At 69.7% G+C, this 16525-nt stretch carries 13 protein-coding genes; 10 read left to right on the forward strand and 3 right to left on the reverse strand.

Going from position 1 to position 16525, the window contains the following annotated elements:
* Positions 1-4: 4 nt before the first annotated feature.
* From F9C11_RS09545 to F9C11_RS09560, 4 genes are all read left to right on the forward strand, one after another.
* Positions 5-169 (forward strand): DUF4244 domain-containing protein, encoded by a 165-nt coding sequence (locus F9C11_RS09545; protein WP_409184508.1) that lies wholly within the window; start codon positions 5-7, stop codon positions 167-169.
* Positions 169-507 (forward strand): TadE family type IV pilus minor pilin, encoded by a 339-nt coding sequence (locus tag F9C11_RS09550; RefSeq protein ID WP_409184509.1) that lies wholly within the window; start codon positions 169-171, stop codon positions 505-507. Before F9C11_RS09545 ends, F9C11_RS09550 begins: the two co-directional genes overlap by 1 nt.
* Positions 508-533: 26 nt before the next feature.
* Positions 534-866: an Rv3654c family TadE-like protein gene (locus tag F9C11_RS09555; RefSeq protein WP_409184510.1), complete on the forward strand. Its 333-nt coding sequence runs from the start codon at positions 534-536 to the stop codon at positions 864-866.
* Positions 867-1953: 1087 nt separating this feature from the next.
* Complete coding sequence (locus F9C11_RS09560) at positions 1954-2574, forward strand: bifunctional DNA primase/polymerase (RefSeq protein WP_409184511.1); 621 nt, start codon at positions 1954-1956, stop codon at positions 2572-2574.
* A gap of 45 nt (positions 2575-2619) precedes the next feature.
* Here the strand turns inward: F9C11_RS09560 and F9C11_RS09565 are convergent, their stop codons facing one another.
* A complete protein-coding gene (locus F9C11_RS09565) occupies positions 2620-5436 on the reverse strand; it encodes a DEAD/DEAH box helicase (protein WP_409184512.1) in 2817 nt (938 codons plus the stop codon).
* Positions 5437-5712: 276 nt separating this feature from the next.
* Here F9C11_RS09565 and F9C11_RS09570 point away from each other — a divergent pair, with 276 nt between their 5' ends.
* Together F9C11_RS09570 and F9C11_RS09575 are read left to right on the forward strand one after the other, a co-directional pair.
* The gene (locus F9C11_RS09570) at positions 5713-7998 is read left to right on the forward strand and encodes a sodium-translocating pyrophosphatase (RefSeq protein ID WP_409184513.1); all 2286 of its coding nucleotides are present in this window, start codon (positions 5713-5715) and stop codon (positions 7996-7998) included.
* 136 nt (positions 7999-8134) lie between these two features.
* Positions 8135-8722 (forward strand): hypothetical protein, encoded by a 588-nt coding sequence (locus F9C11_RS09575; protein ID WP_409184514.1) that lies wholly within the window; start codon positions 8135-8137, stop codon positions 8720-8722.
* On the opposite strand, the gene F9C11_RS09580 is transcribed toward F9C11_RS09575, so the two are convergent.
* Positions 8689-9456 (reverse strand): nucleotidyltransferase domain-containing protein, encoded by a 768-nt coding sequence (locus tag F9C11_RS09580; protein WP_409184515.1) that lies wholly within the window; start codon positions 9454-9456, stop codon positions 8689-8691. The two genes, F9C11_RS09575 and F9C11_RS09580, sit on opposite strands and share 34 nt — an antisense overlap.
* Before the next feature lie 114 nt (positions 9457-9570).
* Here F9C11_RS09580 and F9C11_RS09585 point away from each other — a divergent pair, with 114 nt between their 5' ends.
* Entirely contained in the window at positions 9571-10272 is a 702-nt protein-coding gene (locus F9C11_RS09585; protein WP_409184516.1) for a hypothetical protein, read from the forward strand.
* 65 nt (positions 10273-10337) lie between these two features.
* On the opposite strand, the gene F9C11_RS09590 is transcribed toward F9C11_RS09585, so the two are convergent.
* Complete coding sequence (locus F9C11_RS09590) at positions 10338-11153, reverse strand: serine protease (RefSeq protein WP_409184517.1); 816 nt, start codon at positions 11151-11153, stop codon at positions 10338-10340.
* A 305-nt stretch (positions 11154-11458) separates the two neighbouring features.
* On the opposite strand from F9C11_RS09590, the gene topA reads away from it, so the two are divergent.
* From topA to F9C11_RS09605, 3 genes are all read left to right on the forward strand, one after another.
* Positions 11459-14332: a type I DNA topoisomerase gene (topA, locus tag F9C11_RS09595; protein ID WP_409184518.1), complete on the forward strand. Its 2874-nt coding sequence runs from the start codon at positions 11459-11461 to the stop codon at positions 14330-14332.
* A gap of 60 nt (positions 14333-14392) precedes the next feature.
* Positions 14393-15541, forward strand: coding sequence for an MFS transporter (locus tag F9C11_RS09600; protein WP_409184519.1), 1149 nt, complete (start codon positions 14393-14395; stop codon positions 15539-15541).
* 63 nt (positions 15542-15604) lie between these two features.
* Positions 15605-16462, forward strand: a complete 858-nt coding sequence (locus F9C11_RS09605; RefSeq protein WP_409184520.1) for an ESX secretion-associated protein EspG — start codon at positions 15605-15607, stop codon at positions 16460-16462.
* The last annotated feature ends 63 nt before the right edge of the window (positions 16463-16525 follow it).

The following is a 16525-nucleotide window of genomic DNA, read 5'->3' on the forward strand; positions in this document are numbered from 1 at the left end:
GACCATGCGGTTCTTGCCCGGAGACGAGGGCACCACCACCGCCGAATACGCCATCGGCACGGTAGCCGCGGCAGCGTTCGCCGTGGCGCTCTACGTGCTGCTCAGCGGAGATTCAGTCTCCGCGACCTTGGCCGGCTTGGTGCACAAAGCCCTGACGGTGGCCACCTGATGGCCAGCCGTCGCCGGGACGGCGGATTCGTCACGGTGGAAGCCGCCCTGTCGCTAGGCGCGCTGGCCGCCGTGCTGGTGATCCTGCTCGCGGGCACCAGCGCGATCGCCGGACACCTCCGATGCCTTGACGCCGCCCGCGAAGCCGCCCGCCTCACCGCGGCCGGACAGCCAGGAGCCGCCGACGCAGTGGTCCAAACCATTGCCCCGCACGGCGCACACCTGACCATCCACCGCACCGGCGACGGCCTCACCGCCGAAGTAACCACCGCCGCCCTGACGGTTCTCCATCTGAGCGCGACCGCCTACGCCATCGTCGAACCAGGCCCCACCTCGTGACCCGAGAACAACCACCCGACGCCGGGGTGGCCACCATCTGGACCGCCCTGGCCGCAACCACCCTGATCGCCGTGACAGTCCTGGTGTGGTGGCTGGCCGCGGCCATCACCGCCCGTCACCGAACCGAAGCCGCCGCAGACCTGGGCGCACTGGCCGCAGCCGCCCACGCCGCCGCCGGACCGACCATCGCCTGCACCCGAGCAAAGGAGGTCGCCGACCACGAACGCGCAGTGCTGACCAGCTGCCGCTGGCACAACCGAGACGCTTTCGTCGAGGTCCGCGCCGCCGCCACCCCAATCCCAGGCCTGCCCGCCCCCACCGCAAAAGCCCGCGCCGGCCCGGTCGACCTGCCCCTTTAGCCCAGGACGGCCGCCCCGGCCTGCTCGCACAAACACCGCCACCGCCCCGGCAACCACGGCAAGACGCAACGATGCCCGCCCACGCCCAGCGGCCGGGACAGTGACGTTCGCCTCCGTCGAACAGTCGCGGCAGTGCCGTCGGGGCCCGCTCCGGCAGCTGTGGCAGTGATGTCGGGCCTCGGCGGGCAGCCGTGACAGTGCCATCCGTCGCGCTTCGGCGGATGTGAGAGGGATGTCGGGCCTCGGCGAGCAGCCGTAACAGTGCCGTCCGGCCTGCTCCGGCAGGCGTGGCACTGATGCCGAAGCCCCGTGCACCAGCCGTGGCTACGATGCCCGGCCCAGCCCGGCGGCCAGGCTCCGCGACTGGCCGCTCGCTCGGTCCGCGGATGCTCGCGCCGGTCGCGTGAACGTTCCTCTGCGACCGGTCGAGCGTCCCGGATCGCTCGCGCGCTGGACTGCTCCATCGAGCTCATCCGCCCGGCCACCGGTTCGCCCGCAGCGTTGTAGCGCGTAATTCGCCGCGGAGCCCAACCGCTGACCCGCCGCACGAACAGCCCCGACCGATGCCAGCCCACCCCAACCGAAGGGATTTGCAACCTGCCAACCGTCCCGCCCACCCCTCCCGTCCGGCCCCGCCCGCGGCGTTCCGGGACAGTCGCCGGACCGCTCATCGGGCGACGAGCCGACCCACTGACCAGTCCCCGGAACCCCGGGCACCTCCGGACTTTTCCGGCACCGCCGACGAGTGGCGAACGACACGGGCAGCGGTCGCTGACGTACGGCGAACGGTCAAATCCGCAGGTCAGCGGGTCGGCCGAGCGGATACTCCAGGACGCGCGCGTAAAGGCAGGAAAGTGTCGAATCCCGTGGTAGGCCCGTTCTCGCGGGACGGACGGCGGGGTCAGCGGCCGACGATTGGCGCCTTGTTATCGGTCGGACAGTGGGCTACTGGGCGTTCATCGCTCGGTAACGGCCGGTTGTCGCTGAAGACTTCCGCGCAATGTGCAACTTGCCGTTTAGTGAGACGTGCGCCACCACGGCCCCGACCCGGACGGCGCGGAAACCGGACCTCGAAGGCAGGAAAGCAATGTTGGACGCGAATTGGCCGGACAGCTGGCGGAACGCCTTCCGCATCGAACTGCGTGCGGAGGCGATCGGCCTCGCTTGGCGCGGCTGGCCGGTGCTTCCGGGGGCGACCCCGGAACCGATCACCGCGGAGGGGGACGACCTGACCTGGCGCCGTCCGGTGCCGGTGCGCGACGACTGGCGTGAGCTGGTCGGTTCGCACGCCCACGAGGTCGCCGGCTGGTTCAGCGACCGTACGCACAGCCTGCTCGTGGCGACCGGCACCGTGATCGACGCGGTCGAGGTCGACCAGGACCTGGGCAAGCGCGCGGCGCGGCTGCTGCGGTCCATCGGGCACCCAGCCCCGATCGTCGCGATGCCGAACGGCCGCTGGCTGTTCCTCACCTTGCCCGCCGAGCAGCTGCCGGCCGAACTCGCCGAGCAGATTTCCGTGCAGTGGCACGGCAAGGACAGCTACATCCCGCTGCCGCCGTCGCCGTTCCAGCACGGTGTCGTGCACTGGCGTGTGAAGCCGGAGGTGTGCGGCTGGCACCTGCCGCCCGCCGCCGAGGTGCAGGACGTGCTGGTCCGCGCCCTCGCCGCCGAGCACGCCCCGACGCTGGTCGAAACCGCCGCCGCCTGACCCGGTTCCATCCCGGCAGGCAGCACGCGACAACAGAAACAGGTTTCACGCTCCACCGTGGCCGCACTGTTCCCCGTGCTGACGCAACGCCCCGAGCACGGCTCCCAGTACGGCCACCGCCCCTGCCTTGTCCAGCGGATCGTTGCCGTTCCCGCACTTCGGCGACTGGACGCAGGACGGGCAGCCCGTCGGGCACTCGCAGGAGACGATCGCCTCCCGCGTAGCGGCCAGCCACGGGACAATCGCGGCATAACCGCGGTCGGCAAACCCCGCACCCCCGGGATGCCCATCGTGCACGAACACCGTCGCCTCCCCGGTGTCCTCGTGCCACGCGGTAGACACCCCGCCGATGTCCCACCGGTCGCACGTAGCGAACAGCGGTAGCAGGCCGATCGCCGCGTGCTCGGCGGCATGCAGGGCACCGGGGACGCGCGCCGGAATCAACCCGGCGCCCCCCGGTGCTCTGCCAGCACTCCCGGTCCCCACCGGCCCCATCGCACCACCGAGTTCCACCCCGGCACCGGGCCCCCGCCCACCCGCCGGATCACCCGAAACTTCGCCGGTTACCCCGACAACCGACGAGGCGCTCCCGGTCCCCGCCGGTTTTCCAGCCGCATGCCTGGCCGCCGCCCCCGCAGGGGTCAACGACGCAGTTCCGGTCCCCACCGGCTCACTCGCCGCCTGGCCGTCCGCGGCGGCCTCGCCGTTTCCCCCGGCGGCTGGCGACTCGCTCCCGGTTCCCGCCGTACGGCTGGTGACTGAGATCGCGGCGTCCTCGCCGACTTCTCCGGCGGTGGTCGACGCACCCCCCGCCGAGTCAGCCGCGGCTCCCGCAGTGGCTCCCCCGACGTCCGCAGCGCTCAGCGACGCGCGCCCAGCCCCCGCCACAGCCCGAGAACCAGCCACCGAACCCCGGCCACCCCCAACCGGAGATTCCAGCAGCTCACCCGAAACCGTGTACCACACCGCTCTCGTTCGCAGGCTCTGTTCCGGCAGGTCGAGCGGCGTATGGTCCAGCACCTCACCCGACGGTCGCCGACGGAGATACCCCACCACCTGCGACGTCACCGCGACCTCGCCCAGGCACACCGTCACCCCGTCGTGGCGGCATTGTTCTTCTGTCGACAGCACCGAAATATCCACGATCTCGCGCGGCGAAGTCGTCCAGTCCGGGTCCTCCGCGTGCACCAACGCCAAACCCGTCTCCAGATCCAGCTCATCGACGACATACGAAGACCCCTGATGCAAATACACCGCACCGGGATGCACTGAATAACAAGCCGAGCCGGGGTCGACGGTGCCCAGCATTCGGCCCGAGTCCGCTTCCACCACCGCGATCTGGTCGCCGCCCGAACCTCGGATGCCGACCTCGCCGTGCGGACGGTCGCGGGAAGTCCAATACCAGCCACTGGAACGGCGGCGCAGCAACTTCTCCTCGGCCAGATCCGCCAGCACCGCGCGGGCTGCCTCGCCGCCGAAGGTTTCCAGTTCTGGTTCGGTCAGCGGCAATTCCGCGACGGCGCACGCGAGCTGCGGGCCCAGCACGTACGGGTTCGTCGGGTCCAGCACCGCCGTTTCCACCGGGCGTTCCAGCAACGCGGCCGGATGGTGCACCAGGTACGTGTCGAGTGGATCGTCGCGCGCGACGAACACCACCAGCGCCTCATCGCCCGAACGGCCGGCCCGGCCGGATTGTTGCCAGAACGACGCGAGGGTGCCGGGATAACCAGCGAGAACCACCGCGTCCAGTCCGGCGATGTCGACGCCCAGCTCCAACGCGTTCGTGGTCGCGACGCCTAGCAACCGGCCAGAAAGCAGGGCCTGTTCCAGCGCGCGCCGTTCCTCCGGGAGATAACCGGAGCGGTACGCGGCAACGGTGTCCGCCAACCGCGGGTCCACTTCGGACAGAAGGCGACGCGCCCCCAGCGCGGTCAGCTCGGCGCCTCGGCGAGAGCGGACGAAAGCGAGCGAGCGGGCGCCTTCGATGACCAGTTCGGTGAGGATCCGCGCGGTTTCGACGCCAGCCGGACGGCGGACGGGTGCGCCGTTCTCGCCGGTCAGCTCATCGAGCAGCGGCGGTTCCCACAACGCGACCGTGCGCGCCCCGCGCGGTGACGCGTCGTCGGTGATCGCGGAGCACTCAACGCCGGTGAGCCGAGTCGCGAAGGAAGCGGGCGAAGCGGTGGTCGCCGAAGCCAGCACGAACACCGGGGACGCGCCGTAGTTCTCCGCCACCCGGCGCAGCCGGCGTAACAACAGGGCGACGTGCGAGCCGAAGACGCCGCGATAGCTGTGGCATTCGTCGACCACGACGTACCGCAAGCGGCGGAAGAACTGCGTCCATCGGGAGTGCGCCGAAAGGATGCCGCGGTGCAGCATGTCCGGGTTGCTGAACACCCAGTTCGCGTGCGCGCGGACCCAGTCGCGCTCTGTCATCGGAGTGTCCCCGTCGAACGCCGCCGCGCGCACGCCCGCGACGTCCAAAGAGGACACTGCACGCAGCTGATCAGCGCCGAGAGCCTTCGTCGGCGAGAGGTACAGCGCGGTCGCCCGTGCGTCCGTGGCCAGCGCGCTGAGCACCGGCAGCTGATACGCCAGCGACTTCCCGGACGCCGTGCCGGTGGACACCACGACGTGCGTGCCCGCCTGAGCCAGCGACGCCGCCTCGACCTGGTGCCGCCACGGTTTTTCCACTCCGGCCGCGCGGAACGCGGCCACCACGGACGGCTCGGCCCACTCCGGCCACGGCTCGTGTCGGGCCGCGCGTTCCGGCAGCCGGGACACGTGCGTGACCGGATTCTCGTGCGCCGGGATCCCCGCCGTGACCCGGTCCAGCAGCCTCCGTCCTCGCTCTCCCACCACGGGCCGAAGCTTCGCACAGGGCACCGACAAAACCGGGACGAGCCCGGTCCAGTGACCAATCACACAAGGTTACCGAACGTGCTCTCGCCGGGACACATTGCGGACGCGCAGATCACTACCAATACACTCCCTCGATCCACACCTACTGTGGCGAGCGTCATGTGAGACGTGCATTGCTTGCACGGCTAGCGTGTCCTTCGGCACAGATCCACGCCAGCGCAGGCGCGCCGGGTACGACGGGCCCGCGCTGGCCAGACGGCGTTCCCAGGAGGACGAATGTCCCGGCAGTTCCTCGCGGAGGGCGGTATCACGCTCTCCGGGGGTGGCTACACCATCGTCGGTGTGGTCGCCGTGGTCGCCCTTGTCGCACTGGCCATCGGTTACGTACTGCTCAAGGAGGTGCTGGCCGCCGGCCAGGGCACCGCCAAGATGCAGGACATCGCGAAGGCAGTGCAAGAAGGTGCGGCCGCATACCTGAAGCGGCAGCGCAACACCCTTGCCATCTTCGGCGTGATCGTGTTCCTGCTCCTGTTCGCGCTCCCCGCGGACGACTGGAACGAGAGGATCGGCCGGTCGATCTTCTTCCTCATCGGGGCGGCGTTCTCGTTCGCCATCGGCTACCTCGGCATGTGGCTGGCCACGCAGGCGAACCTGCGCGTGGCCGCCGCGTCGCGCGAGGAGGGCGGCCGCGAGAAGGCGATGCGCGTGGCGTTCCGCACCGGCGGCGTGGTCGGCATGATCACCGTCGGGCTCGGCCTGCTCGGCGCGGCGATCGTGGTGCTCGTCTACACCGGCCAGGCACCGAAGGTGTTGGAGGGCTTCGGTTTCGGCGCGGCGCTGATCGCCATGTTCATGCGGGTCGGCGGCGGCATCTTCACGAAGGCCGCCGACGTCGGCGCCGACCTGGTCGGCAAGGTGGAGCAGGGGATCCCCGAGGACGACCCGCGCAACGCCGCGACGATCGCCGACAACGTGGGCGACAACGTGGGCGACTGCGCGGGCATGGCCGCGGACCTCTTCGAGTCCTACGCGGTGATGCTCGTGGCCGCGCTGATCCTCGGCAGTTCCGCGTTCGGCGCGTCCGGCTTGATCTTCCCGCTGATCGTGCCCGCCATCGGCGTGATCACCGCGGTGATCGGCGTCTACATCACCAAGGCGCGCGCGGGCGAGGGCGGTCTGGTCACGATCAACCGTTCGTTCTACATCTCCGCGGTCATTTCCGCGGTGCTGTCGGCGATCGCCGCGTTCGTGTACCTGCCGAACAGCTTCGCCGAATTCGGCGAGGGCTACGCGCACAACACCGGCAACCCCGCGGTGATCGCGACCGTCTCGGTGATCATCGGCATCGTGCTCGCCGCGCTGATCCTGCGCATCACCGGCTACTACACCGGCACCGAGCACAAGCCGGTGCAGGACGTCGGCAAGACGTCCGAAACCGGTGCCGCGACGGTGATTCTGTCCGGCATCTCGGTCGGGTTCGAGTCCGCCGTGTACACCGCGCTGGTGATCGGCGCGGCAGTGTTCGGCGCGTACCTGCTCGGCGGCGGCGTCGCGCTGTTCGCGGTGGCGCTGGCCGGCACCGGCCTGCTGACCACCGTCGGCGTCATCGTCGCGATGGACACCTTCGGCCCGGTCTCCGACAACGCGCAGGGCATCGCCGAGATGTCCGGCGACGTGGACGAGAAGGCCGCGCAGATCCTCACCGAACTGGACGCGGTCGGCAACACCACCAAGGCCATCACCAAGGGCATCGCGATCGCCACCGCGGTGCTGGCGGCGACGGCGCTGTTCGGGTCCTATTCGGACGCGATCGCGAAGACCGTCGCCGAACGCGGCGAGGGCGCGGTGACCGCGGTGAGCTCGTTCGTCAACCAGGTGGTCAGCCCGAACACGCTGGTCGGCGTGATCGTCGGCGCGGCAGTGGTGTTCCTCTTCTCCGGTCTCGCGGTCAACGCGGTTTCGCGCGCCGCCGGCGCGGTGGTGTACGAGGTGCGCCGCCAGTTCCGCGACATCCCCGGGATCATGGAGGGCACCACGCGGCCCGAGTACGGCAAGGTCGTCGACATCGTCACCCGCGATTCGCTGCGGGAGCTGGCGACGCCGGGTCTGCTGGCCGTTTTCGCGCCGATCGCGGTCGGGTTCGGTCTCGGCACCGGCGCGCTCGCCGGCTACCTCGCGGGCGCGATCGCGACCGGCACGCTGATGGCGATCTTCCTCGCCAACTCCGGCGGCGCCTGGGACAACGCCAAGAAGCTCGTCGAGGACGGCCACCACGGCGGCAAGGGTTCCGACGCGCACGAGGCGACGATCATCGGCGACACCGTCGGCGACCCGTTCAAGGACACCGCCGGTCCCGCGATCAACCCGCTGATCAAGGTGATGAACCTGGTCTCGGTGCTGATCGCGCCCGCGGTGGTCACGCTGACGCTCGGCGGCGGCGCGGACACGACGTGGCGGATCGTGATCGCGGTCGTCGCGGTCGCGGTGATCGTCGCGGCGATCGTGATGTCCAAGCGGCGCGGCAGCGTCATGTCGGACACTCCGGCGGAGGCGAAAGCCTGACGCACTGCTCCATTCGGGCCCGGTACGCCGTCGCGTACCGGGCCCGTTCGCGTCCGCGACCCGGGGCGAGTTGCGGACTACTGGCGGGTCGGTACCGTGCGGAGGACAGGGAAACCGAGGGACAGGAGTGGTGCGAGTGCGGCCGCGGTGGACCGGTTTAGCCGCGCTGGCAACAGGAATCGGACTGGGGCTGACCGGCTGCGGGCAACCGCCGCCGCCTGCTGAGCAGGTCGTTTCCGGCGGGCACGCGGAGGCGGCGGGGCAGGCGGATCCGGCCGCGAAATGGGCCGACGGATACTGCGGGGCGGTCACGCATCTGGTTCGTGCGCTGGCGAATCTGCCCTCGATCGATCCGAGTTCGTCAGCGCAGGCCACCCGTACCTCGAGCGATCTTCTGGCGTCGGTCTCCGACGGCATCGACCAGACCGTCTCCGGGCTGCACCGGGTCGGTCCCGCGCCGCTGCCCGGCGGCGAACCGGCGCGCACGGCTTTGCTGGGCCAGTTCACTTCCGTGCGGCACAAGGCCGACGAGGCGCGCGGCAAACTCGACGCGGCTGAGAGCCCTGACGCGGTGAAAGCGGCGCTGGACGACGCCAAAACGGCGCTCGACCAGATTTCCCGGCTCGACGTCCTCAAGGGCTTGGACGCGACGCCAGCCCTGTCCGCGGCGGGCAAACGCGCGGCGGGCTGTCAGCAGCTGGTGATTCCGCCCGCGCCCCGCTGATCGGAATCGAGCGCCCGGCGAAGGGAAATCGCCCGCTCCGCGTCATGGTGCTCGACGGCGGCCAGATAGTGCTGAAGCAGCGCCTGCCGAGACCGTTCGAGTTCGGCCAAGCTGACTGACGCCGCACGGCCGTTCCGCAACGTCTCCAGAACCGGTTCGGGCAGTCGGTCGACTTCGCGGCCGTGCCAGGGATTCAAGCCGTACCGCAGGCATTCCAGTGTGCTGATCTGGTTGCGAAGGTCATCGAGCATCAGCACGGCTTGCCACGTCCGCCCGCGCGCGATGGCCGAGCGAGCGTGCAACGCGTACAGCCAGGCCATGCCGATCACTTGCGCGCTATCGGGTTCCGCGGCGCCGGTCGGCTCGTTGGCCTGACCGAAAACGAGCTGGAACCCGTTCTCGGTGGCGCGGAACAAATCATGGGGCCAGAACGACAAGTCGACCTGGAGCGACGAGTCAAGAAGGAAGACCCGGTAGCGAACTCCTTCGCGCGAGGTCACGTCGAGCGTGTCGGCGACTCCGTATTTCTCGTCGAGCGAGCGAGTCCAGCGGGCGACGACCGCTGCCTCGTCCGCGTCCTGCGCGAGCTGGAGGACGAGATCGATGTCCGACCAGCGGTCCTCGGCGCCCCGGGCGGCCGAGCCGACCAGCGCGGCTCCCGCGATGTCGACGTCCTGGCGGGCCGCGGCGATCAGCTCGTCCCGGATCCGGACGCGTTCGGAGACCTCGAACATTTCCGCTCCCCAGTTCAGCGCTAGTGGGATAACTATACCGGTAGCACTGTGTGCCCGGGAAAAACCTCGCCGTGACGCTCGCCTTCAATCGAACTTGTGTTCTATCATCGCGGCGTGGATCGGACGATCTCGCTGTTCTCGGCGGAGGCGACCGGCCCGGGCCTGCCCGACCTGGCCGGGCTGTTGTGCTGCCAAGGGCAGATCACCGGGTTCGGCCGCACGGCGGCGCGGCTGTCGGTGCTGGTCGAGGAGCCGTGGCGGGCTCGAGTGCTGGCACGGGAATGCCGCAGCCGGGGTGCGGACGCGCAGGTCACGGTGGCCGAATGCGGCAGTCCGCAGGTCCGCACGTCGTTCCGGGTCGATCTGCTCGGTCTCGCCGAGCAATGGCTCCGGCCGGGACGCACCGGTCCGGCGGAGGACGATTCGGGCAAGGCGGTGCCCGGCGGATTCCGGCTGAGCGGCGCGATGCTGCGGATGTGGGCGCTCGCGGCCGGTCGTCCCGAACCCGGCGGCTACCTCCTCGGCGTCGATCCGCTGGCTCCGGGGACGCACGAGGAGCTGCTGGACGTGCTCGCGCCGCTGGGCGTCCAGGCGCGGCTGCTGGGGCCGAAGGCGGAGCAGCCCGCGGTGCGGGTCAGCGGGCGGCGGAAGCTGGCCGGTCTGCTCGAGTTGATCGGCGAACCTCCGGCCGGGGCGGAAGCGGCGTGGCCGGAGCTGCCGCCGGCCGGGGAACGCCGCGAGCGGACGCCGGGAGAGTCGCGGCGCAGCGTCGCGGCGGAGAGTCCCGCACAGTATTTACTGGAGGCTGTGGGGTAGCCGCGGCAGAAGAAAGGCCCCCCATCGCTCCGCGGAGCGACGAGGGACCTTCTCGATGGCGCGCCTTACGGTTTCGGCAGTGTGCAGCCCTGCTGGTTGAGGTCGATCTCGTTGGCCGGGGTCAGGCAGGCGGGGATTCCGTAGGTCTCCTGGCCGTACTTGTAGTTCGGCCGCACGGTCACGTTGCCGGCTTCGTCGACCTCGCACGGGTTGTTCAGCGTGCAGCGCTCGCCGTTGTCGTTGGACGTGTTGTTCACGCCGACGACCTTGCCGGTGTTGCGGTCGACGACCGGCGAACCGGAGGTGCCGCCGATGGTCTCGCAGCCCGGCACGTAGCGGATCGAGTCCTTCCACACCCAGTTGTTCTCGTGCAGTTCGTGCACGAAGCCGTCGATCGAGCAGGAGTAGATCTGCTTCCAGTACCCGGACACGACGTCGATCGGCGTGCCCGCCTGCGGGTGGGTGTTGACCAGTTCGAGCGGCGGGACGTTGTACTTCTGCTCGATGTCGGCGTAGGTGTCGCTGAGCTGGTAGAGCGAGATGTCGGTGTCGGTCATCGTCGCGTAGACGACCTTGGTCGCGGTCACGGTGCCCACCGAGCTCTGCCCGTCCGGCGACAACAGGTCGAACGAGCGGTTCGAGGCCTGCCCGACGATCACCTGGCCCGGATCGGGCATGCCTTCCTCGAGGCAGTGGCCGTTCGACAGCACCATCGCCGGCGCGTCCATCGGCGTGGCGGCCGGTTTCACGACCGAACCGGAGCAGTTGGACAGCGCGACGGCACCGGTGAACGTGGTGGTCGCCGCGCTTGCTTCGGGGGCGGTGACCAGCGCGAATGTCGTCGCGACGGCGATCGTGGCGCCAACCAGTCGGCGGATCATGTGGGTTCCTTTCGGCTGGGGGGAGGAATAAGTGAACCGTCGCCAGACTTGGACCCGCCACCGTCTAACGGAGGGTATCGGTGGTATGACCGGTTACCCTGCACGGCACGTGTCCGACATCACGTGCTAGGTGTGGAGAAGAAACATCGCCGAGGTCAGCGGCGATCCGACGGGCAGGGGCCCGGCGGCTCGTCAGGGCACCTCGGCGCTGCGCGGACACCGGGGACGTGCACACTGACAGGTCGAGACGCGGGCGCAGCACCCCTCTGGCGCAGAGGGGAGAGCGCCGCTGCGGCGGCGCGGAGATGAGTGGAGAGCAGGGCAGCGTGGCAGGAACACGGACCAAGAAGAGCGGTGCCGGGGGCAACGGTGCCGATCGAAGGCGGCTGGTGATCGTCGAGTCGCCCACCAAGGCCCGCAAGATCGCCCCCTATCTCGGCGGCAACTACGTCGTCGAGTCCTCCGTCGGGCACATCCGGGACCTGCCCCGCGGCGCCGCCGACGTCCCCGCGCAGTACAAGGGCGAGTCGTGGGCGCGGCTCGGCGTCGACATCGACAACGACTTCAAACCGCTCTACATCGTCACCCCGGACAAGAAGTCCAAGGTCACCGAGCTGAAGGGGCTGCTGAAGGACGTCGACGAGCTTTACCTCGCGACAGACCCCGACCGCGAGGGCGAGGCCATCGCGTGGCACCTGCTGGAGACCTTGAAGCCCAAGGTCCCGGTGCGCCGGATGGTCTTCCACGAGGTCACCGAGCAGGCCATCCAGGCGGCCGCCGCGGCCACCCGCGAGCTGGACGCCGACCTCGTCGACGCGCAGGAGACCCGCCGCATCCTCGACCGGCTGTACGGCTACGAGGTCTCGCCGGTGCTGTGGAAGAAGGTCATGCCGAAGCTCTCGGCGGGCCGCGTGCAGTCCGTGGCGACGCGGATCGTCGTGGAGCGCGAGCGCGAGCGGATGCGCTTCACCTCGGCGTCGTACTGGGACATCTCGGCGACCATGGACGCCGGTGCGGACGCTTCGCCGCGTACGTTCCCCGCGCGCCTCGTCGCGGTCGACGGCTCGCGTCTCGCGACGGGTCGCGACTTCGACTCCAACGGTCAGCTCAAGGGAAACACCGCGGACATCCGTGTGCTCGGCGAGTCCGACGCGCGGGCGCTGGCCCAGGCGTTGAGCGAGCGTGACTTCAAGGTCGCGAGCGTCGAAGAGAAGCCGTACACGCGCAAGCCGTACGCGCCGTTCATGACGTCGACGCTGCAGCAGGAGGCGGGCCGCAAGCTGCGCTTCACCTCCGAGCGCACGATGCGGATCGCGCAGAAGCTGTACGAGAACGGTTACATCACTTATATGCGTACCGACTCCACGACGCTGTCGGAGTCGGCGATCACGGCCGCGCGTAACCAGGCGACGCAGCTGTACGGCAAGGAGTACGTCTCGCCGTCGCCGCGCCAGTACACGCGCAAGGTGAAGAACGCGCAGGAGGCGCACGAGGCGATCCGTCCGTCGGGCGAGGTCTTCCGTACGCCGGGCCAGGTCGCGAAGGAGCTGGACACCGACGAGTTCCGGCTCTACGAGATGATCTGGCAGCGCACCATCGCGTCGCAGATGGCGGACGCGAAGGGCACCACGATGTCGGTGCGCATCGTCGGCACCGCGGCGACCGGCGAGGAGTGCACCTTCGCTGCTTCGGGTCGCACGATCACCTTCGCCGGCTTCTTGAAGGCGTACGTCGAGGCCGTCGACACCGAGGCCGGCGGCGAGGCCGACGACAAGCAGAGCCGGCTCCCGGTGCTGGTCAAGGACCAGGGCCTGACCGCGCCCGAGCTGTCCGCGGACGGGCACTCCACGTCTCCGCCCGCGCGCTACTCCGAGCCGAGCCTGGTCAGCAAGCTGGAAGAGCTGGGCATCGGCCGCCCGTCGACGTACGCGTCGATCATCAAGACGATCCAGGACCGCGGCTACGTGTGGAAGAAGGGCTCCGCGCTGGTGCCCTCGTGGGTCGCGTTCGCCGTGGTCGGGCTGATGGAGCGGCACTTCGAGCGGCTGGTGGACTACAACTTCACCGCCGGTCTCGAGGACGAGCTGGACCGCATCGCCAACGGCGACGAGCACCGCGTCGAATGGCTGTCGAAGTTCTACTTCGGCGGCGACTTCGGCGTCGAGGGCTCGGTCGGCCGGCTCGGCGGGCTGAAGAAGCTGGTCGACGGCAGTGTCGAGGGCATCGACGCGCGCGAGATCAACTCGATCCCGATGTTCAGCGACGCCGAAGGGCACCAGGTCGTGGTGCGCGTCGGCCGCTACGGCCCGTACCTGGAGCGCGAGGTCAACGGCGAGTCGCAGCGCGCGAACCTGCCCGAGGACCTGCCGCCGGACGAGCTGTCGCCGGAGATCGCGGAGAAGCTCTTCGCGACGCCGCAGGAAGGCCGCGTGCTGGGCACCGACCCGGTCAGCGGACACGAGATCGTGGCGAAGGAAGGCCGCTTCGGCCCGTACGTCACGGAGCTGCTGCCGGAGCCGGAGCTGCCCGAGGACGCCACCGCGGCGCAGAAGAAGGCCGCGAAGGCGAAGCTGCCGAAGCCGCGTACGGGCTCGCTGTTCAAGTCGATGTCGATCGAGACGATCACGCTCGACGACGCGCTGAAGCTGCTTTCGCTGCCGCGCGTCGTGGGCAAGGACCCGGAGTCGGGCGACGAGATCACCGCGCAGAACGGGCGCTACGGGCCGTACCTGAAGAAGGGGACGGACTCGCGGTCGCTCCAGACCGAGGAGCAGCTGTTCTCGATCACGCTGGAAGAGGCGCTGAAGATCTATTCGGAGCCGAAGCAGCGCGGCCGGTCGGCCACCGCGCGTCCGCCGCTGAAGGAACTCGGCGACGACCCGGTGTCGGGCAAGCCGATGGTGGTCAAGGACGGCCGCTTCGGCCCGTACGTGACCGACGGCGAGTACAACGCGACGCTGCGGAAGTCCGACAGCATCGAGGAACTCACCGCGGAGCGCGCGGCTGAGCTGCTGGCGGAGAAGCGCGCGAAGGGTCCCGCGCCGAAGAAGCGGACCACGACGCGCAAGGCGCCGGCCAAGTCCACCGCGGCGAAGTCGACCAAGTCGACGGCGGCGAAGTCGACTACGGCGAAGAAGGCACCGGCGAAGCGGAGCAGCACCGCGACGAAGTCGAAGTAACGAGGATCCGAAGGGCCACCTGGAAAACTCCGGGTGGCCTTTCTCGTGTCTGGGGGAGCTATGGGGGAGACACAGCGCGCTCGCGCCGCGGTTTCCGTGGTTTTCGCGGTGTGCGGCGCGGCTTTCGCTTCGTGGGCGGCTCGAGTGCCTGCGGTGCAAGCGAAACTCGGCCTCAGCGCCGGTGAACTCGGGATCGGGTTGTTCGGGCTCGCCGCCGGTTCGGTCGTCGCTCTGCTGGCCGCGGGACCGTTGATCACGAAGATCGGCAGCCGACGCGGGGTGCTTTGCGGGGCCACGGTGCTGTGCGGAGGACTGCCGCTCGTCGCCTTCGCGCCGGACGCGCCGTTGTTCGTCGCCGCGCTCGTCGTGCTCGGGGTGGGCAACAGCCTGCTGGACGTCTCGATGAACGCGCACGCCGCGCGCGTCGAAGAGGCTTACGGGCGACCGATTTTCGCCGGCTTTCACGCGTTCTGGAACATCGGTGGACTGGCGGGCTCGGGCGTCGCGGCGCTGATGGAGGTCTGGCGCGTGCCGATCGAGACGCACTTCACCGGTGCGGGCGTGGTGCTGCTGGTACTGGGGATTTTCGCTGCTTCGCAGTTCTTGCCGGGGGCTGACCGCGGGCAGGGCGAGGCGGCATTTGCCTTGCCCAGCAAGGCTTTGATCCCGTTGGGCGTGATCGCGTTCTGCGGTTTCGTCGCGGAAGGCACGATCAACGACTGGAGCGCGGTCTACCTCCGGCAGGTCACCACCGCGAGCGCAGCCGTCGCGTCGCTGGGCTACTTCGCGTTCTCGATCACGATGATCGCGGTGCGCACGGTGGCCGACCGGGTGGTCGAGCGCGTTGGCGCCGTGTTGTTCATGCGGGTCGCGACCGCGGTGACGGTCGCCGGGTTCCTGCTGGTGGTCGCGGTTCCGGTGCCGGTGGTCGCGGTGCTCGGGTTCGCCGTGGTCGGGCTCGGTGTGTCCGGGATGGTGCCGCTCGCGTGGAGCGCGGCCGGACGCAAGCAGCCGGACGCGCCGGGCCGGGCGATCGCGGCCGTCGCTGCGTGCGGGTACCTCGGGTTTCTCGCCGGTCCGGTGCTGGTCAGCGGCTTGAGCGGCGGGATCGGCCTGCACTGGACGCTCGCCGTGGTCGGTGCTCTCGTGGTGACGGTGGGTTTCCTCGCGCCCACGATGCGTGTCGGCGAGCCGGTGTCGCGGCGTTGACCGACCGCTCGCCGCACGGATGGGTTGATTCGAACAAAAGTTCGAGAAATTGTCGGTACCAGGGTGTTCAATGACGGGGTGAGCAGTTCAGCGCCCGTCGTCTTCGACGTCATCGACGAGGTCATCGGGCCGCTGCGGGCCGAGATGCCGCAGCGGCCTTCGGTGATGGAGTTCTACGACCCGCATTTCGAGGTGCCGCCCGTGCTGGCCGAGGAGGAGCCCGCCGGAGCGGCTTCCGGACTGAGCCTCGCCGAGGAGGTCCGGCAGTCGTTCGGGCCGATGCTCGGCGCCGGGCTGGCCGAGGAGGTGGAGCAGTACACGCGGTTCGTCGCCGGAATGGCCGCGCTCGGCCTCGCCGCCGACGGCGAGGTGACCGCCGAAGCGGTCGAGCTGTACCGGGTGCTGCGCGGCGGGTTCATCCGGGGAGTGGTCACCGGGGTGTTCCCGGCGAGCGAGGAGCCGTGGGAGGTGCGGTTCTTCGGAGACGAGGACTTCACCACGGTGATGAGCAAACTGGGCCGCCGGGCGCGGCTGCGGTCCGGGATGCTCAGCGCACTGCCTGGATGGGTGTTCGACGGCCTGCCGGACCGCCCGCCCGGCCCCGGTCCAGCGGTGCGCATCGAAACGGACGACAGCGGCCTGATCCCGAGGGCGGCCTGGGGAGACCTGGACGTCATCCGGCAAGCCGTGGCCCGCCCCCGGCAGGGAACGGTGCTGGTGGACCTGGCGGTGCGGGACGCGGTGCTGGCGGAGTACCCGCACGGCGCGTTCGGGCTGGTGGACAACGATCAGGGGAGGTATCAGTTCCGGGCAGCGCCTCGGGACAGCGGCAGTGGCGGCGGCTGGGTGGTGACGTGGTCTCCGGCGACCAGGGGAACGGCGGAGGCATGGATCGTGGAGGCGGTGCGAAGCCATGCTTGAGCGGGGGTGATGGGCGGCCGGAACGGTTCTGGGTGGCCCGGGGTCGTCGGGCGGGATCGGCTG

Origin of the sequence: Amycolatopsis sp. VS8301801F10, from assembly GCF_046195355.1 — a bacterium.
Lineage (GTDB): Bacteria > Actinomycetota > Actinomycetes > Mycobacteriales > Pseudonocardiaceae > Amycolatopsis.